The sequence below is a fragment of the Thermocrispum municipale DSM 44069 genome (assembly GCF_000427825.1).
In the GTDB taxonomy this organism is placed as follows: domain Bacteria; phylum Actinomycetota; class Actinomycetes; order Mycobacteriales; family Pseudonocardiaceae; genus Thermocrispum; species Thermocrispum municipale.
The window spans coordinates 47,370-71,754 of record NZ_KE386595.1 but is presented as its reverse complement, the minus strand read 5'-3'; the positions used below and the strand labels follow the sequence as shown (position 1 = coordinate 71,754).

Genomic DNA, 24,385 nt, shown 5'->3' with positions numbered 1-24,385 from the left:
CATGTCGTTGCACGAGTCGGTCATTCAGGTCGGCACGGAGCCGCTGACCATCGAGCAGGTCGCTGCCGTCGCGCGCTCGGGTGCCCGGGTGGAGCTCACCGACGAAGCCGCCAAGCGCATCGCCGCGGCCCGCCTGCACGTCGACGCGCACGCTGCGGCCACTCGGCCCGCGTACGGGGTGTCGACCGGGTTCGGCGCGTTGGCCACCAAGCACATCCCCGCGGAGCGGCGCGCTGACCTGCAGCGTTCGCTGATCCGGTCGCACGCGGCGGGCGCGGGAGAACCGGTGGAGCCCGAAGTGGTGCGGGCGATGATGCTGCTGAGACTGCGCACGCTGGCCGCCGGTCACAGCGGTGTCCGTCCGGAGACCGCGCAGGCGCTGGTGGATCTGCTCAACTCCGGGTTGATCCCCGTGGTGCACGAGTTCGGCTCGCTCGGTTGCTCCGGCGATCTCGCTCCGCTCGCCGCCGTCGCCCTGGCGTTGATGGGCGAGGGCGAGGTCTTCGACCAGCACGGAACCCGTCGTCCGGCCGCCGACGCGTTGGCCGACGCCGGGATCGAGCCGGTGCGATTGGCGGAGAAGGAAGGGCTCGCCCTGACCAACGGCACCGACGGCATGCTCGGCATGCTGGCGCTCGCGCTGACCGACCTGTCTCGGCTGCTCGATGTCGCGGACCTGACGGCGGCGATGAGCGTCGAGGCGCTGCTGGGCACCGATCGGGTGTTCGCCGCCGACCTGCAAGCCTTGCGGCCCCACCCGGGTCAGGCGCGCTCCGCGGCACGGATCACCGCCCTGCTGGCCGGTTCGCCGATCGTGGCCAGCCACCGCGGCCCCGAGGATCCGCGCGTGCAGGACGCCTACTCGTTGCGGTGCGCTCCGCAGGTTCACGGCGCTGCCCGGGACACCGTCGCGCACGCGCACGCGGTGGCCGAGCGCGAGTTGTCCTCGGCGATCGACAACCCGGTGGTGCTCGACGACGGCCGCATCGAGTCCAACGGCAACTTCCACGGCGCGCCGCTGGCCTATGTGCTGGACTTCCTGGCCATCCCGATCGCCGACCTGGCGAGCATGGCCGAGCGGCGCACCGACCGCATGCTCGACGTGGCCCGTTCGCACGGTCTGCCACCGTTCCTGGCCGACGACCCGGGCGTCGACTCCGGCTACATGATCGCGCAGTACACGCAGGCCGCGGTGGTCTCCGACCTCAAGCGGCTGGCGGTGCCCGCGTCGGTCGACTCCATCCCGTCGTCGGCGATGCAGGAAGACCACGTGTCGATGGGCTGGTCGGCGGCCCGCAAGTTGCGGCACGCCGTGCGCGGGTTGACCACCGTGCTGGCCGTCGAGTTCATCACCGCTGCTCGGGCCCTCGAACTGCGGAAACCACTGGAACCGGCCGCCGCGACCGCGGCCGCCGTCGCGCTGCTGCGGGAGCGGGTGCCGGGAACCGGGCCGGACCGGCACGTGGCCCCGGAGATCGCCGCGGCCGAGGAGCTGATCGCGTCCGGGGCCGTGCTCGACGCGGTATCGCCACACCTGGGAGGGAACGCATGACGCCGAAGATCACGGCGGCGCGAGGCACCGCGCTGACCGCACGCAGCTGGCAAACCGAGGCCCCGCTGCGCATGCTGCACAACAACCTGGACCCGGATGTCGCCGAACGGCCGGAGGACCTGGTGGTCTACGGCGGCACCGGCAAGGCGGCGCGGGACTGGCCGTCCTTCCACGCGATCACCCGAGAGCTGACCACCCTGGCCGACGACGAGACGCTGCTGGTGCAGTCCGGCAAGCCGGTCGGTGTCATGCGCACGCACGAGTGGGCGCCGCGGGTGCTCATCGCCAACTCGAACCTGGTGCCGGAGTGGGCGAACTGGCCGGAGTTCCGGCGGCTCGACGCGCTCGGGCTGACCATGTACGGGCAGATGACCGCGGGGTCGTGGATCTACATCGGCACCCAGGGCATCCTGCAGGGCACCTACGAAACCTTCGCGGCCGTGGCCGCCAAGCGGTTCGGCGGCTCGCTGGCCGGGACGTTGACGGTGACGGCCGGCCTGGGCGGTATGGGCGGTGCGCAGCCCTTGGCCATCACCATGAACGGCGGCGTCGCGCTGGTGGTCGAGGTCGACCCGGCCCGCGCTCGGCGCAGGGTGGAGACGCGCTATCTGGACGTGGTCGCCGAGGACCTCGATGACGCGATCGCGCGCGTCGAGGCCGCCAAGCGGGAGCGCAAGCCGCTGTCCGTGGGTGTCATCGGCAATGCCGCGGACGTGCTGCCCGAGTTGCTGCGGCGGGGAGTCGAGGTGGATGTCGTCACCGACCAGACGTCCGCGCACGACCCGCTGGCTTATCTGCCCAAGGGCGTGGCGCTCGAGGACTGGGGTGACTACGCGGCGTCGAAGCCGGACGAGTTCACCGACCGGTCGCGGGAGTCGATGGCCGATCACGTGGACGCGATGGTCGGATTCCTGGATCGCGGCGCCGAGGTGTTCGACTACGGCAACTCGCTGCGCAGCGAGGCCAAGCAGGGCGGCGTGGAGCGGGCGTTCGACTACCCGGGCTTCGTGCCCGCCTACATCCGGCCGCTGTTCTGCGAGGGCAAGGGCCCGTTCCGCTGGGCCGCGCTGTCCGGCGATCCCGCAGACATCGCCGCCACCGACCGCGCGATTCTCGACCTGTTCGGCGAGAACGAGCCGCTGGCGCGCTGGATCCGGATGGCCGGTGAACGGGTGGCGTTCCAAGGGCTGCCCGCGCGGATCTGCTGGCTCGGCTACGGCGAACGACACTTGGCGGGTCTGCGGTTCAACGAGATGGTCGCCTCGGGCGAGATCTCCGCGCCGATCGTCATCGGTCGCGACCATCTGGACTGCGGTTCGGTGGCTTCGCCGTACCGGGAGACGGAGGCGATGATCGACGGCTCGGACGCGATCGCGGACTGGCCGCTGTTGAACGCGATGGTCAACACCGCGTCCGGTGCGACGTGGGTGTCGATCCACCACGGCGGTGGGGTCGGCATCGGCCGGTCGATCCACGCCGGGCAGGTCACCGTGGCGGACGGCACCGAGCTGGCCGCGCAGAAGCTCGAGCGCGTGCTGACCAACGACCCGGGCATGGGCGTCATCCGGCACGTCGACGCCGGGTACGAGGAGGCCGCGCAGGTCGCGGCCGAGCGTGGTGTCCGGGTGCCGATGGCATGAGCCTGCTGCGGGATCTCGAGGGCGTCGGCGCCGACCGGTTCCGGGGCGGCTACTCGCGGCATGTGTTCACCGACCCGGAGCTGCAACTGCGCGCTTGGTTCACCGAGCAGGCCCAGCGGCGCGGCCTCGACGTGGAACAGGACCGCAACGGCAACCTCTGGGCGTGGTGGGGGACGCCCGGCCCGGACGCCGTCGTGACGGGTAGCCACCTGGATTCGGTCCCCGGCGGGGGAGCGTTCGACGGGCCGTTGGGTGTGGTGTCGGCGTTGGCCGCGGTGGACGAGTTGCGGGCGACCGGGTTTCGCCCGCGCCGTCCACTGGCCGTGGTGGTCTTCGCCGAGGAAGAAGGTGGCCGCTTCGGTGTGGCGTGCCTCGGCTCGCGACTGTTGACCGGGGCGATCGCGCCCGAACGGGCGCTGAAGTTGACCGACCCGGACGGCGTGACGTTCGGGGAAGCGGCTGCGCGTGCCGGGCTCGAACCGGAGCGAATCGGGCCGGATCCCGATGCGGTGAGCCGCATCGGGGCGTTCGTCGAGCTGCACGTCGAGCAGGGCAAGGCGCTCGAGCCGCTGGGCCGGCCGGTGGCGATCGGGTCCACCATCGACCCGCACGGGCGGTGGCGGCTGACGTTCGTGGGACGAGGTGATCACGCGGGGACCGCGGCCATGGCCGACCGGCGGGACCCGATGCTGCCCGCGGCCCGCACGGTGCTCGCGGCCAGGTCGGCGGCGAAGGCGGGCACGCGGGCGACAGTCGGGCGTCTGATTCCCGTGCCCGGTGGCACCAACGTGGTCGCGAGCCGGGTCGACGTGTGGCTCGATGCCCGCTCGGCGAGTGAACCGGGCACCCGGGAAGCAGTCGACGAGGTGATCGCGGCGGCGCAGCAGGCGGCAGCCGACGAAGGCTGTGAGGTCGAGGTGCGCGAGGAATCCTTCAGCGGCGAGGTCGCGTTCGATCCGGGCCTGCGTGATCGGTTCCGTGGGGTGCTCGGTGATGTTCCGGTGCTGCCGACCGGCGCGGGGCACGACGCGGGCGTGCTGGCCGCGCACGTTCCGACCGGCATGCTGTATGTGCGGAATCCGACGGGGGTGTCGCACGCGCCGGAGGAGTTCGCGACCGACGAGGACTGCGCCGCTGGTGTGCGGGCGCTGGCTGCGGTGCTGGAGGAGCTCGCCGGATGAGGTTCTGGTGTGAGTACGCGTGGTTGCCGGACGGGCCGGCTGCCGGGGTTGCGATCACCGTCGACGGCTCGCGCATCGTCTCGGTAGAGCCGGGTGTGCCGCGTGAGGGCACCGTTCTGGCTGGTCTCACGCTGCCCGGGTTCGCCAATGCCCACTCGCACGCTTTTCATCGCGCGCTGCGCGGCCGCACGCATGCGGATGGCGGCACTTTCTGGACGTGGCGTGAGCGTATGTACGCGGTGGCTGAGCGGCTGGACCCGGACTCGTACCTGCGCCTTGCCCGGGCTGTCTACGCCGAGATGGTGCTCGCAGGGTTCACCAGTGTCGGGGAGTTCCACTACGTGCACCATGCCGCGGAAGGCAAGCCGTATGCGGACCCCAACGCGATGGGGTACGCGTTGGCGCAGGCGGCGGCGGAGGCGGGAATCCGGCTGACGCTGCTCGACACCTGCTATCTGACGCCGGGCTTGGAAGGTGGCGAGCTGTCGCGTGCACAGCGTCGGTTCTCCGACGGCGATGCGCAGCGGTGGGCGTCGCGCGTGGACGACTTCCGGCCGGAGGGCTTGGCCCGAGTGGGAGCAGCGGTGCACTCGGTGCGCGCTGTGCCCGCCGAGCAGATCCCGGTGGTCAAGTCCTGGGCTGCCGGACGGCCGCTGCACGCTCATCTGTCCGAGCAGCGCGCGGAGAACGAAGCCTGCCTGCGGGTGCACGGTCGGACTCCGTCCGAGCTGCTGGCCGACCTCGGCGTGCTGGGCGACGGCTTCGTCGGCGTGCATGCGACGCATCTGACCGACAAGGACGTCGCGTTGCTGGGCGGTTCCGGTGCTTGTTTCTGTCCGACGACCGAGCGGGACTTGGGTGATGGCATCGGGCCTGCGCGTCAGCTGGCGGACGCCGGGGTGATGCTGAGTCTGGGCACGGATTCGCATGCTGTCGTCGACCCGTTCGCCGAACTGCTCGCCTTGGAAGCCGACGAACGGTTGGCCGCCGAGTCGCGCGGTCACTTCACGCCCACCGAGCTCGTCGCGGCAGCGGCCCGGCACGAGGCGATCGGTTGGCCCGAGGTCGGCCGGATCGCCGAGGGAGCCGGCGCCGACCTGGTCGTGGTCGACACCGAGTCGGTGCGGACCGCAGGCAGTGAGCCGCTCGGTGTTCCGTTGTGCGCCACGGCGGCCGACGTGCGGGACGTCATGGTCGCGGGGGAGTGGGTCGTGCGTGAAGGCCGGCACCTGCGAATTGATCGGCCGGCCGCTGAGCTGGCCGCTGTGATCGAGGAGTTGCTGTGACCGCCACCGTGATCACCGGGATCGCCGAGCTGACGACCAACGAGCCGGAGCTGGGGCGGCTGACCGATGCTGCGGTGGTGATCGAGGGCGAGCGGGTCGTGTGGGTCGGTCGCGCCGCCGACGAGCCGCCGTCGGATGAGCGGGTGGATGCCGGTGGGCGCGCGGTGTTGCCCGGGTGGGTCGACTCGCACACGCACCTGGTGTTCGCCGGTGATCGCACGGCGGAGTTCGAGGCGCGGATGGCCGGACAGGCGTACTCGGCGGGCGGTATCAACGTCACGGTGGAGGCGACCCGGTCGGCATCCGATGAAGCGCTTGCGGCGAATGTGCGCCGCCTGGCGGGCGAAGCCGTCCGGCAGGGCACGACGTACCTGGAGACGAAGACCGGCTATGGCCTGACCGTCGAGCAGGAGGCCCGGTCGGCGCGGATCGCGGCCGAGGTCGTGGACGAGGTGACGTTCCTCGGTGCGCACGTCGTTCCGGCGGGAGAGACGGCGGAGTCCTATGTGGACAGTGTGTGCGGACCGATGCTCGATGCGGTCGTGCCGTATGTGCGCTGGGTGGACGTTTTCTGCGAAACGGGCGCTTTCGATGAGAAGCAGTCGGAGCGGGTGTTGACGGCCGCGCGGGATCGGGGCCTCGGCCTGCGGGTGCACGGAAACCAGCTGGGGGAGGGGCCGGGTGTGCAGCTTGCCGTGCGGTTGGGCGCGGCGAGTGTCGACCACTGTGCGTATCTCAGCGACGAGGACGTGGAGGCCCTGGCCGCGAGTGACACGGTCGCGACCGTGCTTCCGGCGTGTGACTTGTCGACCCGGCAACCGCTCGCGCCTGCGCGGCGGCTGTTGGACGCCGGCGCGACCGTGGCCATCGCGAGCAATGCCAACCCAGGCAGTTCGTACACCACGTCGATGGCGTTCTGCGTGGCGACGGCCGTGTTGCAGATGGGGTTGTCGGTCGAGGAGGCCGTGTGGGCGGCCACGCGAGGCGGCGCACGAGCACTGCGGGCCGACACCGGCGACGGCGCGGTCGGCGTGGTTCGTCCGGGAGCGCGGGCTGACCTGCACGTTCTCGACGCACCGTCGGCGACTCACCTTGCCTATCGCCCCGGTGTCCCTTTGACCTGGGCCGTGTGGCGACGCGGCCGGCGCGAGGTCTAACCGTGATCGACTGTTCCGTCAGCGCGGACGGGGCAGTGGTCGAGGAAGTCGCAGAGATAGTCGAGATAGGTGTCGATCTTCTCGGCATTGATCTTGCCGAGCTCCCAGGTGACGACATCGCCGCGTTCGATCCGCAGCGGTAGCTGCCTGGCGCGCTTGTCGTCGAGCATCCATCGGCACAGGTCGGCGTCGAAAACGGTCGACAGGTCGGTGTCTCGCGCCGTGTGAATCTCGAACCGGTTGTCGAACTCCTCGATGCCGGTCGCCTTGTCGGGCAAGCCCAGGAAGCGGTTGATCTTGGTGAACAGGCCGATCCGCTCCACCGACATGGTCGGTATCGGAAGGTCGTGCGTGACCGCCGCGACAAGACAGGTGACACGGTTTCGCAGAAACCCGTCGTTGGCGTCCCGGAACCGATCGCTCAGCTCGGTCTTTTCCGGATAGGTCAATTCGAACACGCAGATCCGTCGGCCGCGGTACTCGCCGGTCAGGATGTGACGCCGCTTCGCGTTGGACTTGTCGAAGGGGCGTTCGGTGTATCGACCAACGCTCCGGTCACGTGTGCGGTACTCCCAGCCACGCTCCTTGGCAAGTCGAAGTACATATGCACGATGTTCGCGCCGGGACCACACGTACCAGGTCACGTAGCCGATCACGAGCGCCGGCCAGACGACGTAAGGCACCCAGTCAGGTAGATTCATTGCGCTCCCTGTCGTCAAAATGACCGGCCTTCCGGTCACGCATGCGACACATCCAACCTCGCTCGCCCTCAAGAAGCCGGGAGGCCGGTGCTTACACCTTATATTTGGATGCCGCCCCACAGCGACGACCGCGACAGCAGGCTCCTACTAGACCACCTGGGCTCGTTCACTGGGCTGCCTTGATCGCGCGTACCGCTACAGCTGCGGCCGTATTCGCAAACTCGCAAGGCCTGTCTTGCTTGCCTGTGACGCGCACAGAAAGTGTGAGATCGTCGCGCAAGCCGACGGTCACGTTGCAACCGCCTTCGCTCGGCGAGTTGGTGCCGACGCCTTGCACCGCCGGATAGCCTTCAATCGGTGCCACCTCTTTGAAGTTTGGATTCGGGTTGGCCTCCTGATTTGCGTATATCCGACTCAAGCCTTGCTTATCTGAAGTCAAAAGCGTAGCAGAGAGGCGCCAATGCTCCGTGTCTCCGTCGAGTCGGCATGCTGGACCAAGACGACTCAATGTATCCGCGTAGCCTTCGTTGGTCGGGGTGATTCCCGCGCCCTTCAGTGCGTTTGCGGGGAACATCAGGCATGGCGACTTTTCAATCTTGGTCACGTCGAGAGGGTTGGCAACGGTAGGAGCCGTATTGCTCGATTTTCCGGAAGCGCTTGTCGGCGGATATGCCCGCTCGTCTCCAGGCTTTCCATCGCCACATGCTCCGCAGAATAAGACAACTGCCGCCGAGACAGTGACTGCCGCTTTGAAGTGGGTCTTAATCCAAACTGTCCGTCGTTGATATCTTCTCACGCTCGCACCGAGAACCCTTCGAAATAGTCATCGTCGTCATTATGGTAATGCGACCGTGGGTGGCCAGTCTCTCTGTTTGGATTGGCGCCCGTGTCATATTCTGTCGGTTCTGCTGTGGCTTGTAGGCTCATGCGCGGAGTGGACCGCATGGCATCGAGCACATCGCTATCCCGTTCGCAGTCGCCGTCGACAATCTCTCGCCACGTCAACTCTCCCTTTTCAATTCTAGCGATAACGATATTCCATTCAGGTGTACGTCCTTTTGTCAGGATGTAGTCCCTGAATGCCGAAACTTCCTCGTCTGAAGCGGGCTCGAGACTATTCAAAATTTCGTCGGCTTTGGCCTCGACGTCTCGCGCGGATGATAGAGCAAATGACAGTATTCTGTCTAGTTCTCCGCGGAGGTCATCTATATCTAGCTGGCGGCTGTAATTGCTGGTCAGGTGTCGCATCGCTACTCCCCGGTCACTTCATCAGCCTTATCAAGGACCTTACTGTATTCTCTTTTTGTCTTATCCAGCAGCTTCTTGGAGTTCCCTACGGCCTTGTCGGCTTTGCGTGCACCTCGTGAGATCTCCTTGGCGGCAGTGAGTAGGTCGGTGTTGGAGTTCACATGTGTAAGGTGCTTGATCGAAATCCATAGATGCTCGGCGATATTAAGATACCGCTTGAACATATTTATGATTTCGTGCGCTATGCTTAATAGCTTCTTGGCTTCATTGATGCGGTCGATGATTTCTTCAACTTCTTCCATGTAAGGAAACTTGTCGAAGCCCTCGATGATCCATTCGATGAGTCCTGCGATGAAGCCGCCCGGCAGGAGTCGACGTGCTAGTTTTGTAATTCTCTTGATAATCGCTTCGAGTATTTTGATTGTAGATCTTGCCAGACGTAGAAGGCCCTCGGTGAACTTTTCATAGCCGATAGCGATGGATTGCGCTACCACCTCCATTCCCATCAGGGCTGGAGACCACACCTTTTCCACGAGATCACTGGCGGTCTTCGCTGCCTTCCCGTCCCAATATTGAGGGATAAGTTGAGCGGTGTTGTCGGTGAGGTTATGGCTCAGGCTGTTGATCTGCTTCTCGATGTGCCGCCACGCGCGACCGTTTTCAGCTATCCTGTCGTAGTCTCCGATTAGTGGTTTGACGAGTGATTCGCGGAATCCCACGCCGTCGTTTACAAAGTTGCGCCAAAACCAATCAATTGCATCTGTGACAGGAAAGCCATCTTTCAATACTGATGCAAGGTCGGTCTTTTCTCCGGTGGGTTGAAATTTGACGATCGGGTAGGTGTCTTGATAGCTCATATTACTTTTGCTTCTGTATCTCTTTAAAGCCTTGCTCGATCATGTCATCGTCAAGCCCGTATCGTTTGGCAGCGGTATTGACGGTGTCCGCGAAGTCCCAGAGTCTCTCTTTCAGGAATACAAATGCGTCGGTGATCACTGTATCAGCGAGCGATCTGCACGTTCCTTCAAGAGGGTCCAAGATTCCAGTGAAGCCGTCTGGTATTCATGCCTTGTGAGCAGGCATCGGCTTCAATGTGCGTAACCGAGTTCGCCAGCTCGTAGATGTACTTGTGGAACTTCCAAAGCTCCTTCGGGTCGACGGATTGCCCGTCCTCGGTCTGTGCCATCCCCAGTTTCCTCCTCGGAACGAGGAGTCTACCGGTGACCGGCCGTATACGCAGTGTGATCGGCGTGTGTTGATTTGTGAGGACTTGCGTGTGATCGCTTGAGGCAAGCTAGAAGAGGGTTGGGTTCGAGTCGGTTGTGACGTGCTCGGTGTCGGTGTTCCCCGGGCAGTCTGACCAAGCATCTGCTCGGCCACCGGAACGGGAAGGTGAATTGCGTCCTCGGCTGCGGCCGACGTCACGTGACCTGTGCCGGGGCGGCAGCCGTGTCAGTGATGTGACACCTCGCCCAGCACCCACTCGACGGGCAGCTCACCCGGTGGCGCCGGCCCCGGCGGACAGCGCCCCGCTGCCGCGCGACCCGGTCACCGTCCTGCGGAACCTCGGCGACCTGGCAACCCCGATGGCCCTGCGGGTGGCCGCCACCTTCCGCATCGTCGACCATCTGAACGCGGGCACGACTCGCCTCGCTGACCTGGCCGTGGCCACCGAGCTTCCCGAGGATGTGCTCGGCCGAGTGCTGCGGCATCTCGTGGCCGTCGATGTCCTGACCGAAATGCCAGCAGGCACATTCGCCCCCACAGCGGTCGGCGCACTGTTGGCGCACGGTCATCCGCAGTCCGCCGCCGGGTGGCTGAACACCGAGCACATGATGGGCCGGGCCGATTTGGCGTTCGTCGATCTGCTCAAGGCCATGTGGAGCGGACACACGGCATACCGCTTGCGCTACGGCACCGACTTCTGGGCCGATGCGCTCGCCGCCAACCGCAGTGCCACGTTCGATGCCGCCATGGCCCGGGACGGCAAGGCTTCGTTCCGTGCCGTGAACGCGGCCTACGACTGGTCCGGCGTCCGCCACGTGCTGGATGTCGGCGGCGGTAACGGCACCCTGCTGCGCGCCCTGTTGCGCGGTCAGCCCCACCTGCGGGCAACGCTGCTGGAACTGTCCGGGCCCGCTGCCGCTGCACGTGCTGCGTTCGACCGAGCGGGGCTCACCGGCCGGGTCGACATCGTCGTCGGCAACTTCTTCGAGCCTTTCGGAGTCCGCGCAGACGTCATCGTGCTGAGCGCGATCCTGCACCACTGGAAGGACGCCGACGCGGAGCGGATCCTCCGCCGATGCAGCGAGGCGCTGACGCCGGGCGGGCGAGTATTGCTGATCGAGCGCGCACCGGGCCGCAACGAGCTGGACGCCGAATTCACCCGCGCCGACCTGTCGACGCTGGTCTATCTCGGCGGAAGGGAACGTACGCGCGACGAGTGGGTCGACGTCGTCGACCGCGCCGGATTCACCGTGGCCACGGTCTCCCGGCCGCTGGACCGCCAAGGAAGACGCCTCGTCGAGCTGCAGCCCGCCGATGGGGCTAGCGAACCGCCTCCCGAAGAGCGTTGGCGAGCGGCCCGAGCCGGTCGAAGACGCCGGCATGCTCGGCGGCGCGCACGCATTCCGACCTAGCGTCGGCGTCGATCCCGCCCACCGCGTCGGCCAGCGCTTGCTGCGACTTCTCCGGTAGCTCCGCGGCGATCGGCAGGAACCGCGACCACAGCTGGTGCTCGGCGACGGCCGCCAGCAGACCGACCAGGACCGGTTCGTCGAGCTCGTCGAAGTAGCCGGCGACCTGCGCCACCTGGTCGTCGCGCAACTGGGAGGTGATGTCCAGCAGGGTCGGCCACGAACCGGTGTCGGACGCCGTTCGCAGCAGGCTGATCACCCGCTCCTTGGACAGCGCGTCGATGACGGCAGGAATCGCGTCCTCGTCGTCCACGGCGAAAGCCGTTCGCAAGATGTGCTCGTCGGACAGTGCGTCGAGGCACTGCCGCAGCTTGTCCATCGGCAAGTACCCGACGAACGCGCCCAGCGTGATCCAGGCGCCGCGATTCGCCAGCTCCACGCTGGTCGCGACGATGGTGTCGGTCGGCAGGGCCTCGATGATGCGTTGCGCCCGGCGGGGATCCAGCTCCACCGCCACGTCTGCCAAGAACGACACGGACAGGCGCTTGGCGATGTCCGTGGCCTTGCTGGGTTCGAGCTCCCCGGCGATCCGCGCGCACAGCAGCGGGCCGAAGACCTTCTCGCCGACCTTCGCGATGATCGCGCTGGGCAGCAGCTTGGCAGCCGAGCCGAGCCTGCGGAGTGCATCGCCGTGCGCGTTGAACAGTGACTCGGTGACCTGGGCACGGAACGCCCGCAGATCGGCGTCGTCCACGGCGAGCAGGAACTGCAGTTCCTCCGGCCGTTTGTTCAGCAGTCGGGCCAGCCGCAGGATCTCTGCGCGTTCGTGCACCCCGGCGGAGGCCGTCACAGCCCCACCGCCTTACGAACCGGCCCGCGCAGCAGCCGCGGGATGTGGTTCAAACTGTTCTCCGCCGCGGCGGCCAGCGCCTCCGCCTGCTCCCGGCGGGCAGCCCCGATCGCGTCGGCCAGCAGCTGCCGGTGTTCCTCGCTGAGTGCGGCGATGCCCGCGGGCAGATCACCGTCGACCCGCTCGGTGAGCGGCTTACGACCCATGACGTCTCCTAGCCCAGCGTCCGTCGGACGTATTGCGGAACCTGTTTGGCCATTCCTGCGGTGCGGGCGATCTTATGGTTCACGCCGCGCAACAGTCGCAGCTGCAGCCTGCTTTCGATGCGCAGGGCCCTGCGGGGCGACAGGTGTGCCGTGCGGTGAAAGAGCTTCTTGGTGTAGGCGACCGCGTCCGGGGACTTCGTGGCGAGTTCCTTGGCCAGCATCTCCGCCTCGTGCAGCGGGTCCTCGCTGACCTCGGTCACCAGGCCGAGTTCCGCCGCCTTGCGCCCGTCGAACAGCTCGCCGGTCATGGTCAACCGCTTCGCCACGTCCATGCCGACCAGCTCGCGCAACGTCACCGAGCCGGTCATGTCCGGGATGAGCCCCCACTTGGCTTCCATGATCGACAGCTCACAGTCCGGCGTGGCGAACCGGAAGTCGGCGGCCAACGCCAGCTGGACACCACCGCCGTAGCACTTGCCGTGCAGCACCGCGATCACCGGGACTGGCAGGTTGCGCCACTCCCAGCACGCCCGCTGGAACAGGTTCGCCTCCTGCCACGGCCACCGGAACAGATTGAGCAGCAGCTTGCTCGGCTGTTTGCTCACCGACTTGAAGTCCAGACCGGCACAGAACGCCGGGCCCTCGCCGCGGAGGATCACCGCGCGCACCTCGCGGTCACGGCGCACGTCGCGCGCGGCGTCGATCAACGCGCGGAACATCGCGAGGTCGAGGCCGTTGAACTTCGCACCCCTGGTCATGGTCACGTACGCGATCGAATTCCTGACCTCGGTGTGCACTCGCTGACTCATGCTCGGCCGCTCCTCGACGCTTGTCGGCAGTTGGTCAACAGTATGCTGCCGTTACTCGTCGGTAAATACACGAGCGCTGTGGCGGGCGATACGCCTGGCCGGGTGACGAAGGCCCTGGCAGCGGACCCAACCCGCGCTATGGTCAGCGACACGCCGAGACTCGAGCGGAGGCAGCGTGGACGATGCCGAGCCGGGCCGTAGCCCGCTGAGTGCGGAGACCAGGCGGCGGATCGATGCGCTGCTGCTGGGCAGCCCGCGCAAGTACAACCGGTTGGAAGTCGCCGAGAAGTCCGGCGTGCCCGCGGACGTGACGCAGCGCCGCTGGCGGTCACTGGGCTTCGCCACCGCGGACGACGACGAGGTGCTGTTCACCGACAGCGACGTCGAAGCGGCTGCCCTGGCGGAGAAGTTGCTGGCCACCGGTGTCGTTCCTGCGGGCATGGATGTGGCGGTGACCCGCGCCGTCGGGCATCACCTGTCGCGGCTGGCCGAATGGCAGATCGAGCTGGTGCGCGAACTGCTCGAGAAGCAGCCGGAGCTGCTGGCGAACGAGGAGCAGCTGGTCGCCTTCTTGGAGACCGTCATGCCCTTGCTGGAGCGCCTGCAGACTTTCGTGTGGCGCCGGCACCTGGCGGCGTACGCGGCGCGCGCGTTCGACGCCGGCGACGACAATTCGGGCGAGCTCGCCGTGGGGTTCGTGGACATGGTCGGCTACACGCGGCTGACCAGGCAGATCGATGAGGACCAGCTGTCGTCGGTGTTGGACAGGTTCGAGGCGCTCGCGTCCACCGTGGTGGCCGAACGGCACGGCCGGATCGTCAAGATGATCGGCGACGAGGTGCTGTTCGTGGCCGATTCTCCGGACGACGCGGTGGAGATCGCCGCCGAGTTCGCCCGCCGCGCCGCAGCCGACGCCGAGATCCCGGATGTCCGAGTCGGACTGGCCTACGGGCAGGTGCTCAGCCGCCTCGGTGACGTGTTCGGCAAGACGGTCAACATCGCCGCCCGCCTGACGTCGACCGCGCGGCCGGGAACCATAGTGATGGACGAAGGCCTGGCCGAGGCCCTCGGCGACGAACCGCGCTATCCCGTGCAACCGCTGCGTCCGGTCTCGGTCCGCGGTTACCGCAGGCTCCACCGCTTCGCGATCAAAATTCCCAAGAGCTGACCCCGCGGCCTCTGGCATGCTCGAGGCATGGCGCGCCCGTTCATGCAGATCGACGTCTTCTCCGACGAACCGTACTTCGGTAACCCGGTCGCGGTCGTGCTCGACGGCGAGGGGTTGACCAGCGAACAGATGCAAAATTTCGCGCGGTGGACCAACCTGTCGGAGACGACGTTCCTGCTGCCGCCGACCGAGCCCGGAGCGGACTACCGGGTGCGGATCTTCACGCCCGAGCTCGAGCTGCCGTTCGCCGGGCATCCCACGCTGGGCAGCTGCCACGCGTGGCTCGAACACACCGGCAGCTCCGCCGACGAGATCACGCAGGAGTGCGCGGCCGGGCTGGTGCGGATCCGCCGTTCGGCGCCCGGCCTGGCGTTCGGCGCCCCGCCACTGGTGCGTTCGGGACCGGTCGACGAGGAAACCGTGGCCGAGTTGGCCGAGATCCTGCGGATCGATCGCGACGAGATCGTCGACGCTCAGTGGGTCGACAACGGGCCTGGCTGGGTGGCCGTGCTGCTGGCCGACGCCGAGCGGGTGCTCTCGCTCGAGCCGGGGTTCGTCGGCCGGTACGACATCGGTGTCGTCGGGCCGTATCCGGAGGGTTCGCCCGCCGCGATCGAGGTGCGGGCATTCCTGCCCAAGAACGGGATCACGGACGAGGATCCGGTGACGGGCAGCCTGAACGCGTCGCTGGCCATGTGGCTGCTGGAATCCGGACGGTTGACCGCGCCGTATGTGGCCGCGCAGGGCACCGTGCTGGGCAGGCGCGGCCGAGTCCGGATCACCCAGGAGGACGGGCAGGTCTGGGTCGCGGGCGGAACGACGACCTGCCTGCGTGGCGAAGTCGACCTGTAACCTTTTTGTCCTTTCTCGCTTTCAGTGGGATCAATCGTGCCCATGCGGCGCTGAACCTTTCCTTCGATGCGGCACGTGACCGGGCTGCGCGAATTTTTCCGATGCCCGCGCGGACGTGTTCGTTTCGAGTGATTGGAGCCTTGATGTCGAGGAAGGCGACCAGGTGTGCCGTTGCCGCGATCGGGACGGTCATCGCGGGTGCCGTGCTGGCCGGCGCTGCTCCTGCCGCAGCCGAGCAGCACACCGGCGAAGTCGGAACGATCACGCTGTGCTCGCACGGCTCGTACGCATCGTCGATCAAGTTCCCGAATCGGGACGGGCTGTTCACCATGGTCGTGCCGCCGGGGCGGTGTGAAATCACGATTCTGCGGAATTCCGGCGTGGAAGAAATCCACGTTTTCGGACACGAAGGTCCCGCCATGTTCTGGTTGCACACCGGACATTACGACCTGACGGACGGCCAGATCGTGGAAACAACCGGCATTCCGGCCGCTGCGCGGGTGCACATTTCCTGACGTTTACCGAAGGTGACCGCGGCCGCTGTTGGCAGGCAACCGTCCCCTGGCCCGTTCGGCCAGGGCCTCGTCACGAAAGTTCCGAACTGTTCGCGGTCACTCAGCGTGCAGGTGGTGAATGCACGCTGAGTGCCTCAGCGACGGGCCAGGGCGTGCATTCGGTCGTTTTGTCCCACAGACAGGGAGGTTGTGAATGGCGATCGGTCGACTGGCGAAGCGAGCGGGAGCGGTCTTGGCTGCCGGAGCGCTGGCCACCGCTGGAGCCATGGCCACCGCGGCTCCGGCTTCGGCGGCGGCTGCGGCCGGACCCGGGCAGCTCACGGTGTGCTCGTACGGCAGCTACGACTCGAGCGTCGAGTTCGAGGGCGGCGAGATCACGGTGTTGGTGCCTCCGGGCGACTGCCTGACGATCCCGGCAGGCGGAAGCAGGGTGGAGTCGATCAACGTCTACGGTTTCGAGTACCCGTCGTTGTTCTGGATCAGCAGCGGGCAGCACGACCCGTCGCGCGGAACCACTGTCGTCACGTACGGCTCGTCCGCGGCTCCGTCAGCGTCGATCTACTGACGGTCGGTGGCGAGGGGTTCGCTCGCTCGGCAGGCGTGGCATCGATGATCAGTTGCCCTGCCCGGCGGGCGAACCCCATGCCAGTCCTCGCGGAGAAGATCCCGGTTGGTCGTTTCGACGGGCGTGCCGAGGGTACGCATCGCCCGGCGCTGCTAGCTTCCCATCGCGTCGGTGACCCACGTGGGCAACGGCAGGCCGCGTTCCATGCACTCGCTGGCCAGCCGGATGGTCCACCGCAACGCCTGCAGAACCAAACTGGCAACCTCTTCGGGCGCCGCCTGCTGCAACGCGATCTGCACTTGCTCCCGTGCGTCGTCGGAATTCCCGTGCACTTCCGCCAACAGGGTGCGGACCGCGGTGCGCACCGGCGGATCCGCTTGGTCGATCGACACCTCCGCGCCGTCGGAGTCGAACACCTGCACCTTCACCGGCGTCGCCCCGCCGTTGCCCAAGGCGGCGACCATCGCGCTGCACTGCGAGAACAACAACATGACGACTTCGGCGAGATTGGTCGACGCGTGCAACATGGCACCGTCTTCGTCACCTCGCCGGGCGGCCGCCAACGCCAGGCTGGCCTGTTCGGTCAACTCTGCGTCCACGGCACTCATCAAACACGAGGGGCTCCCGGCCGGGTAGTCCCTGACGGTCGGGTTCCGATCAAGCGACCGCGACGGCGTCGAGCGCGCCAAGGGCAAGATCGTGCAGCAGCCTGGTCAGTTCCGGCTTGTCCAGGTACCGGTTGTGCGGCGTCGAGTTGATCAATCCGAACACCGCATGGGCGCAGGCCCGCGCTCGCTCCTCGGAGACGCCCGCGTAGGCCGCCTGGATGGTCTGCACCCACACCTCGACGTAACGACGCTGCAGCGTGCGCACCTCGTGGCGATCCGCGTCGCGCAAATTTCCCAGATCGCGCTCGTGCACCGTGATCAACGCCGGGTGGGTGAGCGCGAAATCGGTCTGGAACGCCACCAGTTCGCGCAGCGCTTCCGCCGGGGTCTCGGCCGCGGCGGCCCGCGCCGAGCCGCCCTCCAGCAGGTCCTTGGAGATGCTGGTCAGCATCTCGCCGAGCAACGCGTCCTTGCTGCTGAAGTGGCGGTACAGGGCAGGCCCGGAGATGCCGACGGCGGCGCCGATGTCGTCGATGCCGACCCCGTGGAAGCCGTGGCGGGCGAACAATTCGGCGGCCGCGGCAAGGATTTCGTCTCGCCGAGCAGTCATCGAAACATCCTAACCCTGCCGTGTTAGCGACCGCTAACACCGGCAAAAGAACACGCGGAAAGGCGGTACCGCGGCCCGCTGGGCAGTGCCAGAGTTTCCTCGCCCAGTTACACCCTGCTACCGGGAGGAAGCATGCGGTACATCCGCCCAGTCATCGCTCTGGCCGCGGCCGCGTTCTTGTCGGCCGTCGGCACGGTCGCGGCAACCCCGGCCTATGCGGCCGCCGAGAATTACGTGGCGCTGGGAGACTCCTACGCCTCGGGTACCGGCGCCGGGTCCTACAGCGGAGGCGACTGTTACCGCAGCGCCAACGCCTACGCGCAGCGCTGGGCGGACGAGAACGCTCCGGCGTCGTTCACCTTCGCGGCGTGCTCGGGCGCGACCACGGAGGACGTGCGCAGCAGTCAGCTGAGCGCGTTGTCCGCCGACACGACCCTGGTGTCGATCTCCATCGGCGGTAACGACGCAGGCTTCGCCGACGTCATGATCACCTGCACCACGAGCTCGGACAGCTCGTGCGTGAGCCGGGTGGACGAGGCGAAGGAGTTCGCGCGCAGCGAGCTGCCCGGGCGGCTGGACGCGCTGTACGGCGAGATTCGCGCGGCGGCACCCAACGCCCGGGTCGTCGTGATGGGCTACCCGCGGGTGCTGACCTCCGACAGCTGCTGGTGGTTCAGCTCGGCCAAGCGCGAGGCGGTCAACAGCGCGGCCGACGAGCTGAGCGGGATCATCGCCGATCGCGCAGCGGCGGCAGGCTTCACCTACGTCGACGTGCGGGACGCTTTCGCCGGCCACGAGGCGTGTGCTTCCGACGACTGGATCAACGGCATCGTGTGGAGCAACCTGGTCGAGTCCTACCACCCGAACGCAGCGGGGCATGCCAACGCCTACTACCCGGCCTTCGCATCGGCCGTGACGCAGGCGGCCGTGGCCTGATTCGGCCGAACCGACTCTGCAGGGGCGTCCGCTTGCTCGGCGGGCGCCCCTCGTTTCGGGGTAGGGGTGTGGACACCGGCGTTAGCGGTCACTAACATCGGCGCTGGCGTTAACGTTGGCTAACCACGGTGAGCGGAGGCTATCCGGTGGACGCCCCCACGTTGAGCTCGTCGGCGAATCCGCGCGACGAGCAGTTCCAGCGGTTCGCCGCCGGGCATGCGGAGCTGGTCGCCGACCTGAACGAGCGGCTCAAGCGGGTCCGGCTCGGCGGGCCGGAGAAGGCGCGCACCAAGCACGTCGCCCGCGGCAAGTTGCTCCCGCGGGACCGGGTCGATCAGCTGCTCGACCCCGGCTCGCCGTTCCTGGAGCTGTCCGCCCTGGCAGCCAACGGTCTGTACGACGACCAAGCGCCGGCCGCGGGGATCATCACCGGCATCGGGCGGGTCTCCGGCCGGGAGTGCGTGATCGTGGCCAACGACGCCACCGTCAAGGGCGGCACGTACTACCCGATGACGGTGAAGAAGCACCTGCGGGCGCAGGAGATCGCGCTGCATAACAACCTGCCGTGCATCTACCTGGTCGACTCGGGCGGTGCGTTCCTGCCCAAGCAGGACGAGGTGTTCCCAGATCGTGAGCACTTCGGCCGCATCTTCTACAACCAGGCGACGATGTCCGCGCGCGGTATCCCGCAGATCGCGGCCGTGCTGGGCAGCTGCACGGCGGGCGGCGCCTACGTGCCGGCGATGAGCGACGAAGCGGTGATCGTGCGCAACCAGGGCACGATCTTCCTGGGTGGGCCGCCGCTGGTGAAGGCGGCCACCGGCGAAGAGGTGACCGCGGAAGAGCTGGGCGGCGGTGATGTGCACGCCCGCCAGTCCGGTGTCACCGACCACCTGGCCGCGGACGACGCGGACGCGCTGCGCAAGGTCCGGATGATCGTGTCGACGCTCGGGCCACGGCCGGAACCGCCGTGGGAGGTGGTGCCGACCGAGGAGCCGGTCGTCGACCCCACCGAGTTGTACGGCGTGGTGCCGACCGACCCGCGGGTGCCGTACGACGTGCGCGAGGTGATCGCCCGGATCGTGGACGGCTCGCGGTTCGCCGAGTTCAAGGCGGAGTACGGGGCGACGCTGGTCACCGGGTTCGCGCGGATCCACGGCCATCCGGTCGGCATCGTGGCCAACAACGGCGTGCTGTTCAGCGAGTCGGCCATGAAGGGCGCGCACTTCATCCAGCTGTGCGACAAGCGGCAGATTCCGTTGGTGTTCCTGCAGAACATCAGCGGGTTCATGGTCGGGAAGGCGTACGAGGCGGGCGGCATCGCCAAGCACGGCGCGAAGATGGTGACCGCGGTGGCGTGCGCGCGGGTGCCGAAGCTGACCGTGATCATCGGCGGCTCGTTCGGCGCCGGGAACTACTCGATGTGCGGTCGCGCGTACTCGCCCCGGTTCCTGTGGATGTGGCCGAACGCGCGGATCTCCGTCATGGGCGGGGAGCAGGCGGCGCAGGTGCTCGGCACGGTCGGCAACGTCGACCAGGACGCCATCCGCGCCCAGTACGAGCGGCAGGGCAATCCGTACTACTCGACGGCGCGGCTGTGGGACGACGGGGTCATCGACCCGATGGACACCCGTATGGTCCTCGGTCTTGCGCTGTCGGCGGCCTCCCACGCCCCGCTGGAACCGATCTCCTACGGCGTATTCCGGATGTGAGCATGTTCGACACCGTGCTGATTGCCAATCGCGGGGAAATCGCGGTGCGGGTCATCCGCACGCTGCGGGCGATGGGGATCCGCAGCGTCGCCGTCTACTCCGATGCCGACGCGGAGTCCCTGCACGTGGCTGAGGCCGACGTGGCCGTCCGCATCGGGCCTGCGGCCGCCCGGGAGAGCTACCTGAACGTCGAGGCGGTGCTGGCCGCCGCCAAGGAGACCGGCGCGCAAGCGGTCCACCCGGGCTACGGGTTCCTCGCGGAGAACGCTGAGTTCGCGCGGGCGTGCGCCGCCGCGGGACTGGTGTTCATCGGGCCGCCCGCGGAAGCCATCGAGGCGATGGGTGACAAGATCCGCGCGAAGTCGACGGTGGCCGCTGCCGGGGTGCCCGTCGTTCCAGGCGCCGACGGGACACCGGACGAGTTGCGCGAGGCCGCCGAGCAGATCGGGTTCCCGCTGCTGCTGAAGCCGTCGGCCGGTGGTGGTGGCAAGGGCATGGTCGTGGTGCACGAGCCGGCCGAGCTGGCGGAGGCGATCGAGTCCGCGCAGCGGGTGGCCAGGGGAGCGTTCGGTGACGACCGGTTGCTCGCCGAGCGGTTCATCAGCGCGCCGCGGCACATCGAGATCCAGGTGCTGGCCGACGAGCACGGCAACGTGGTGCACCTCGGCGAGCGGGAGTGCAGCCTGCAGCGACGCCACCAGAAGATCGTCGAGGAGGCGCCGTCGCCGCTGCTGGACGAACGAACCCGCGAGCGGATGGGTGCCGCGGCGGTGGACGCGGCGCGCGCCGTGGGCTACCGAGGTGCGGGCACGGTCGAGTTCATCGTGTCGGCGGACAACCCCAGCGAGTTCTTCTTCATGGAGATGAACACCCGCCTGCAGGTCGAGCACCCGGTGACCGAGCTGGTCACGGGCTTGGACCTGGTGGCCCTGCAGGTTCGGGTGGCCGCGGGCGAGCCGCTGGGATTGACCCAGTCCGACGTCCGGCTGAGCGGCCACGCCGTCGAGGCGCGGGTCTACGCCGAGGACCCGGCCAACGGCTTCCTTCCGACGGGCGGGCGCGTGCTGGCGGTGCACCATCCGGACGCCGAGTGGCTGCGGGTGGACAGCGGCATCCGTGCCGGCAGTGTCGTGGGCTCCGACTACGACCCGATGTTGGCCAAGGTCATCGTGCACGGCGACGACCGCGAGCACGCGCTGCGCAGGATGTCCGAGGCGCTGGCGGGCACCGCGGTGTTCGGGTTGACGACGAACGTGGCGTTCCTGCGCGCGTTGGTGACCGACGACGACGTGGTCGCCGGGCGGATGGACACCCAGCTGGTCGATCGCAAGGTTGATCAGCTGACACGCGCCGAGCCGGTGCCGGACGCGGTGCTTGTCGCCGCCGCGATGGACGAGTTCCTCGGCATGCAGCCGAAAGGTTCGGTGGTCGACCCCTGGGAGCTGCCGACGGGCTGGCGGCTGGGCGGAGCCGCGGGCACGGCGTTCCGGCTGACCTGCGGCGATCGGGCCGCGACGGTGCGGGTGATCGGGAGTCCCGAGTCCGCGGAAGTCAGCATCGACGACGGTCCGCCGCAGCGGGCCACCGGGGAGTTGATCAACGGCAGGCTGCGGGTCCGCTACGCCGGGGAAGCCACCACCTATGCCCGGCTGCAACAGGGGCGGACGCTGTGGCTTGCCGCGAACGGGCAGGTGTGGGCGGTCGGTGAGCACTCGCTGCTGGCCGCGGAGGAAACCACCGACGCGTCCGGCGGGCCGATCACCAGCCCGATGCCGGGCACCGTGCTCGTCGTGCGGGTCGAGCAGGGCGAGCGTGTCGATGCCGGCCAGCCGTTGCTGGTCGTCGAGGCGATGAAGATGGAGCACACGATCACCGCGCCGGTCGGCGGTGTGGTCACCGACCTGCCCGTGAGCGCGGGCCAGAAGGTGGCGCTGGACGAAGTCCTTGCCGTGGTGACTCCGGAGACCGAGGAGGACTGACATGGCCGTTGACCTGCGGTTGGAAGAAGAGCACGAGGCGCTGCGCAGGACCGTGGAGGATTTCGCCCAGCGCGAGGTCGCGCCGGTGATCGGCGAGCTGTACGAGCGGGAGGAGTTCCCGTACAAGCTGGTCGCGCAGATGGGCGAGATGGGCCTGTTCGGGCTGCCGTTCCCGGAGGAATACGGCGGCATGGGCGGCGACTACTTCGCGCTGTGCCTGGCGCTGGAGGAACTGGCCAGGGTCGACTCGTCGGTGGCCATCACGCTGGAGGCCGGGGTGTCGCTCGGCGCGATGCCCATCTACCGGTTCGGCAACGACAAGCAGAAGCAGCAGTGGCTGCCGTCGCTGTGCGCGGGGGAGGCGCTCGGTGCGTTCGGACTGACCGAGCCGGACGGCGGCTCCGACGCGGGCGCGACCCGCACGCTGGCCAAACTGGACGGCGACGAGTGGGTGATCAACGGGTCGAAGTCGTTCATCACCAACTCCGGCACGGACATCACGCGCCTGGTGACCGTGACCGCGGTGACCGATTTCGAGCCGGGCAGCAAACGCAGGGAGATCTCGGCGATCATCGTGCCCGCCGGGACGCCGGGCTTCACCGTGGAGAAGAAGTACTCCAAGGTGGGGTGGAACTGCTCGGACACGCACGGCTTGGCGTTCAACGACGTGCGCGTGCCTGCGGAGAACCTGTTGGGCGAGCGCGGCAGGGGCTACGCGCAGTTCCTGTCGATCCTGGACGAGGGCCGGGTGGCCATCGCCGCGATCGGCACCGGACTGGCGCAGGGTTGCGTCGACGAGTGTGTGCGCTACGCCGGCGAGCGGGTCGCCTTCGGCAAGACGATCGGGACGTACCAGGCGATCCAGTTCAAGATCGCCGAGATGCAGGCTCGGGTCTACACGTCCCGGCTGGCCTACTACGCGGCGGCGGCGAAGATGCTGCGCGGCGAGTCGTTCAAGAGCGAGGCGGCCATCGCGAAGCTGGTGTCGTCCAACGCCGCGATGGACAACGCGCGGGACGCGACGCAGATCTTCGGCGGCTACGGCTTCATGAACGAGTACCCGGTCGGCCGGTTCTACCGCGACGCCAAGATCCTGGAGATCGGCGAAGGCACCTCGGAAGTGCAGAAGATGATCATCGCGCGGGGGCTCGGGCTGTAGCGGCGTTCCGGGCGCATCGCCGCGTCAGGCGAATATCTCCGGCTTGCGGTCGCCCCTGTCGGTAACTGACGGCTGCCTGCGGGGCATCACCATGCTGATCGAGTGTGGCGCTCGCCTCTGATGCGCGCTTCGGTGGCCACCTTCGCAACGAGCGCCGCAATCAGTCGGCGACCGCGATGCCTCGGGGCTCCATTCGTCATGTCCGAGAGCATCGTTTCGCACGTCCGGGGGCCCCGGAGCGTGTTCGACCGGCGAGGCGGGAGCTGTTCACCAGCTGAGGTGAGCGTGGCACAGACGTCGTTCACCTCCTTCGGCAATTGGTCTCGGTTTTGTCACGCCCGCAACCTTTCGTGGCAGTGCTGCGAAATCTCAGCCGTCGGCAGCACAGACCGGGGGAGTCATGAAAGGCACTGGGGCGCGAAAGCGATGGATAGCTGTCGCCGGAGCATTCGTGGCATCGGCATTGATCGCCGGATGGACGCTGGCCGTGATGTTCGGGCTGAAGAACCGGGACGCCAATCGTGCGCTCGAGCAATTGAGCGGAGACCTGCACACGGTTGCGGCCGCCAGCGAATCAGCAGTTGCGCGCATCGAACGAGTCGAGTCGGCCGCCACCGAGCGCGATGCGGAAATCGAGGCGGAGCGGGATGCGATTGCGTCGCGAGAAGCCGCGGTGAAGTCCAGGGAAGCCGCGGTGAAGTCCAGGGAAGCCGCGGTGAAGTCCAAGGAAGCCGAGGTTCGCAAGCGCGAGCGTGCGGTGACCAAGCAGGAAAGGACGAGGAGCGAAACACCATCTCGGGGGGCACGTGGGCCGTTGGCTCCGATGTTCGTCCCGGCACGTACCGAGCGAAAAAGCCGGTCGCGGCCAGCTGCTACTGGGAGATCACCTCCGACGCGAACGGTAACGACATCGTGGCCAACGACATCCCGGGTGGAGGCCGCCCGACCGTGACGCTTTCCGAGGGGCAGTACTTCAGCACGAACGGGTGCGGGGAGTGGGGTAGGCAATGAATCG

General features: G+C 67.5%; 24 protein-coding genes. 15 read left to right on the top strand and 9 right to left on the bottom strand.

Going from position 1 to position 24,385, the window contains the following annotated elements:
* The first annotated feature begins 1 nt into the window (after position 1).
* Genes hutH through hutI form a run of 5 tightly spaced genes read left to right on the top strand, consistent with a single transcriptional unit; the run spans position 2 to position 6,816 of the window.
* Entirely contained in the window at positions 2 to 1,552 is a 1,551-nt protein-coding gene (hutH, locus tag YWM_RS0120930; RefSeq protein WP_043662102.1) for a histidine ammonia-lyase, read from the top strand.
* The gene (gene hutU / locus YWM_RS0120925) at positions 1,549 to 3,192 is read left to right on the top strand and encodes a urocanate hydratase (RefSeq protein ID WP_028852326.1); all 1,644 of its coding nucleotides are present in this window, start codon (positions 1,549 to 1,551) and stop codon (positions 3,190 to 3,192) included. Before hutH ends, hutU begins: the two co-directional genes overlap by 4 nt.
* A complete protein-coding gene (locus YWM_RS0120920; RefSeq protein WP_028852325.1) occupies positions 3,189 to 4,373 on the top strand; it encodes an allantoate amidohydrolase in 1,185 nt (394 codons plus the stop codon). Before hutU ends, YWM_RS0120920 begins: the two co-directional genes overlap by 4 nt.
* Positions 4,370 to 5,659, top strand: coding sequence for a formimidoylglutamate deiminase (locus tag YWM_RS0120915; RefSeq protein WP_043662101.1), 1,290 nt, complete (start codon positions 4,370 to 4,372; stop codon positions 5,657 to 5,659). The genes YWM_RS0120920 and YWM_RS0120915 overlap by 4 nt, the downstream gene beginning before the upstream one ends.
* A complete protein-coding gene (gene hutI, locus YWM_RS0120910; RefSeq protein WP_028852323.1) occupies positions 5,656 to 6,816 on the top strand; it encodes an imidazolonepropionase in 1,161 nt (386 codons plus the stop codon). The genes YWM_RS0120915 and hutI overlap by 4 nt, the downstream gene beginning before the upstream one ends.
* Here the strand turns inward: hutI and YWM_RS0120905 are convergent.
* From YWM_RS0120905 to YWM_RS0120900, 4 genes are all read right to left on the bottom strand, one after another.
* Positions 6,813 to 7,556, bottom strand: a complete 744-nt coding sequence (locus YWM_RS0120905; protein ID WP_156914881.1) for a hypothetical protein — start codon at positions 7,554 to 7,556, stop codon at positions 6,813 to 6,815. The genes hutI and YWM_RS0120905 overlap by 4 nt on opposite strands.
* 127 nt (positions 7,557 to 7,683) lie before the next feature.
* Entirely contained in the window at positions 7,684 to 8,313 is a 630-nt protein-coding gene (locus tag YWM_RS25980; RefSeq protein WP_084612580.1) for a DUF3558 domain-containing protein, read from the bottom strand.
* A complete protein-coding gene (locus tag YWM_RS26340; RefSeq protein ID WP_156914880.1) occupies positions 8,310 to 8,765 on the bottom strand; it encodes a hypothetical protein in 456 nt (151 codons plus the stop codon). The genes YWM_RS25980 and YWM_RS26340 overlap by 4 nt, the downstream gene beginning before the upstream one ends.
* 2 nt (positions 8,766 to 8,767) lie before the next feature.
* A complete protein-coding gene (locus YWM_RS0120900) occupies positions 8,768 to 9,622 on the bottom strand; it encodes a hypothetical protein (protein WP_156914879.1) in 855 nt (284 codons plus the stop codon).
* A 645-nt stretch (positions 9,623 to 10,267) separates the two neighbouring features.
* Here YWM_RS0120900 and YWM_RS24900 point away from each other — a divergent pair.
* Entirely contained in the window at positions 10,268 to 11,404 is a 1,137-nt protein-coding gene (locus YWM_RS24900) for a methyltransferase (RefSeq protein WP_052345358.1), read from the top strand.
* Here the strand turns inward: YWM_RS24900 and YWM_RS24895 are convergent.
* From YWM_RS24895 to YWM_RS0120875, 3 genes are read right to left on the bottom strand one after another with little or no spacing between them, the layout of a single operon-like run.
* Entirely contained in the window at positions 11,313 to 12,251 is a 939-nt protein-coding gene (locus YWM_RS24895; protein ID WP_211232543.1) for a hypothetical protein, read from the bottom strand. The two genes, YWM_RS24900 and YWM_RS24895, sit on opposite strands and share 92 nt — an antisense overlap.
* The gene (locus tag YWM_RS0120880; RefSeq protein WP_028852320.1) at positions 12,248 to 12,457 is read right to left on the bottom strand and encodes a hypothetical protein; all 210 of its coding nucleotides are present in this window, start codon (positions 12,455 to 12,457) and stop codon (positions 12,248 to 12,250) included. Before YWM_RS0120880 ends, YWM_RS24895 begins: the two co-directional genes overlap by 4 nt.
* Before the next feature lie 8 nt (positions 12,458 to 12,465).
* On the bottom strand, positions 12,466 to 13,266 hold the full coding sequence (locus YWM_RS0120875) for a crotonase/enoyl-CoA hydratase family protein (RefSeq protein ID WP_028852319.1): 801 nt from the start codon (positions 13,264 to 13,266) through the stop codon (positions 12,466 to 12,468).
* Between the two features lie 175 nt (positions 13,267 to 13,441).
* Here YWM_RS0120875 and YWM_RS24890 point away from each other — a divergent pair, with 175 nt between their 5' ends.
* The 4 genes from YWM_RS24890 to YWM_RS0120855 all read left to right on the top strand — a co-directional run bounded on the left by YWM_RS24890 (position 13,442) and on the right by YWM_RS0120855 (position 16,366).
* Positions 13,442 to 14,434, top strand: a complete 993-nt coding sequence (locus YWM_RS24890; protein WP_245566125.1) for an adenylate/guanylate cyclase domain-containing protein — start codon at positions 13,442 to 13,444, stop codon at positions 14,432 to 14,434.
* A gap of 27 nt (positions 14,435 to 14,461) precedes the next feature.
* A complete protein-coding gene (locus YWM_RS0120865) occupies positions 14,462 to 15,286 on the top strand; it encodes a PhzF family phenazine biosynthesis protein (protein ID WP_028852318.1) in 825 nt (274 codons plus the stop codon).
* A 5-nt stretch (positions 15,287 to 15,291) separates the two neighbouring features.
* Positions 15,292 to 15,801, top strand: coding sequence for a hypothetical protein (locus tag YWM_RS0120860; protein ID WP_156914877.1), 510 nt, complete (start codon positions 15,292 to 15,294; stop codon positions 15,799 to 15,801).
* A 193-nt stretch (positions 15,802 to 15,994) separates the two neighbouring features.
* The gene (locus tag YWM_RS0120855) at positions 15,995 to 16,366 is read left to right on the top strand and encodes a hypothetical protein (protein ID WP_028852316.1); all 372 of its coding nucleotides are present in this window, start codon (positions 15,995 to 15,997) and stop codon (positions 16,364 to 16,366) included.
* Between the two features lie 152 nt (positions 16,367 to 16,518).
* On the opposite strand, the gene YWM_RS0120850 is transcribed toward YWM_RS0120855, so the two are convergent.
* Both YWM_RS0120850 and YWM_RS0120845 read right to left on the bottom strand, forming a co-directional pair.
* Entirely contained in the window at positions 16,519 to 16,974 is a 456-nt protein-coding gene (locus tag YWM_RS0120850; RefSeq protein ID WP_028852315.1) for a hypothetical protein, read from the bottom strand.
* A 49-nt stretch (positions 16,975 to 17,023) separates the two neighbouring features.
* Positions 17,024 to 17,584, bottom strand: a complete 561-nt coding sequence (locus YWM_RS0120845; protein ID WP_028852314.1) for an SACE_7040 family transcriptional regulator — start codon at positions 17,582 to 17,584, stop codon at positions 17,024 to 17,026.
* Positions 17,585 to 17,716: 132 nt separating this feature from the next.
* Here YWM_RS0120845 and YWM_RS0120840 point away from each other — a divergent pair, with 132 nt between their 5' ends.
* The 5 genes from YWM_RS0120840 to YWM_RS27245 all read left to right on the top strand — a co-directional run bounded on the left by YWM_RS0120840 (position 17,717) and on the right by YWM_RS27245 (position 24,381).
* Positions 17,717 to 18,520: an SGNH/GDSL hydrolase family protein gene (locus YWM_RS0120840; protein ID WP_028852313.1), complete on the top strand. Its 804-nt coding sequence runs from the start codon at positions 17,717 to 17,719 to the stop codon at positions 18,518 to 18,520.
* A 146-nt stretch (positions 18,521 to 18,666) separates the two neighbouring features.
* Entirely contained in the window at positions 18,667 to 20,232 is a 1,566-nt protein-coding gene (locus YWM_RS0120835) for a carboxyl transferase domain-containing protein (protein WP_028852312.1), read from the top strand.
* 2 nt (positions 20,233 to 20,234) lie between these two features.
* Entirely contained in the window at positions 20,235 to 22,211 is a 1,977-nt protein-coding gene (locus YWM_RS0120830) for an acetyl-CoA carboxylase biotin carboxylase subunit (protein ID WP_028852311.1), read from the top strand.
* 1 nt (position 22,212) lies between these two features.
* Positions 22,213 to 23,370, top strand: coding sequence for an acyl-CoA dehydrogenase family protein (locus tag YWM_RS0120825; RefSeq protein WP_028852310.1), 1,158 nt, complete (start codon positions 22,213 to 22,215; stop codon positions 23,368 to 23,370).
* Positions 23,371 to 23,490: 120 nt separating this feature from the next.
* Positions 23,491 to 24,381, top strand: coding sequence for an Rv1352/Rv1906c domain-containing protein (locus YWM_RS27245; RefSeq protein ID WP_483855302.1), 891 nt, complete (start codon positions 23,491 to 23,493; stop codon positions 24,379 to 24,381).
* Positions 24,382 to 24,385 lie beyond the last annotated feature (4 nt).

What these genes read in the sequence shown, in the direction of transcription:
- hutH (WP_043662102.1), top strand. Translation starts at nt 2, where the DNA reads ATGTCGTTGCACGAGTCGGTCATTCAGGTCGGCACGGAGCCGCTGACC.
- hutU (WP_028852326.1), top strand. Translation starts at nt 1,549, where the DNA reads ATGACGCCGAAGATCACGGCGGCGCGAGGCACCGCGCTGACCGCACGC.
- YWM_RS0120920 (WP_028852325.1), top strand. Translation starts at nt 3,189, where the DNA reads ATGAGCCTGCTGCGGGATCTCGAGGGCGTCGGCGCCGACCGGTTCCGG.
- YWM_RS0120915 (WP_043662101.1), top strand. Translation starts at nt 4,370, where the DNA reads ATGAGGTTCTGGTGTGAGTACGCGTGGTTGCCGGACGGGCCGGCTGCC.
- YWM_RS26340 (WP_156914880.1), bottom strand. Translation starts at nt 8,765, where the DNA reads ATGCGACACCTGACCAGCAATTACAGCCGCCAGCTAGATATAGATGAC.
- YWM_RS0120900 (WP_156914879.1), bottom strand. Translation starts at nt 9,622, where the DNA reads ATGAGCTATCAAGACACCTACCCGATCGTCAAATTTCAACCCACCGGA.
- YWM_RS0120880 (WP_028852320.1), bottom strand. Translation starts at nt 12,457, where the DNA reads ATGGGTCGTAAGCCGCTCACCGAGCGGGTCGACGGTGATCTGCCCGCG.
- YWM_RS0120875 (WP_028852319.1), bottom strand. Translation starts at nt 13,266, where the DNA reads ATGAGTCAGCGAGTGCACACCGAGGTCAGGAATTCGATCGCGTACGTG.
- YWM_RS0120865 (WP_028852318.1), top strand. Translation starts at nt 14,462, where the DNA reads ATGGCGCGCCCGTTCATGCAGATCGACGTCTTCTCCGACGAACCGTAC.
- YWM_RS0120855 (WP_028852316.1), top strand. Translation starts at nt 15,995, where the DNA reads ATGGCGATCGGTCGACTGGCGAAGCGAGCGGGAGCGGTCTTGGCTGCC.
- YWM_RS0120850 (WP_028852315.1), bottom strand. Translation starts at nt 16,974, where the DNA reads ATGAGTGCCGTGGACGCAGAGTTGACCGAACAGGCCAGCCTGGCGTTG.
- YWM_RS0120845 (WP_028852314.1), bottom strand. Translation starts at nt 17,584, where the DNA reads ATGACTGCTCGGCGAGACGAAATCCTTGCCGCGGCCGCCGAATTGTTC.
- YWM_RS0120840 (WP_028852313.1), top strand. Translation starts at nt 17,717, where the DNA reads ATGCGGTACATCCGCCCAGTCATCGCTCTGGCCGCGGCCGCGTTCTTG.
- YWM_RS0120830 (WP_028852311.1), top strand. Translation starts at nt 20,235, where the DNA reads ATGTTCGACACCGTGCTGATTGCCAATCGCGGGGAAATCGCGGTGCGG.
- YWM_RS0120825 (WP_028852310.1), top strand. Translation starts at nt 22,213, where the DNA reads ATGGCCGTTGACCTGCGGTTGGAAGAAGAGCACGAGGCGCTGCGCAGG.
- YWM_RS27245 (WP_483855302.1), top strand. Translation starts at nt 23,491, where the DNA reads ATGCGCGCTTCGGTGGCCACCTTCGCAACGAGCGCCGCAATCAGTCGG.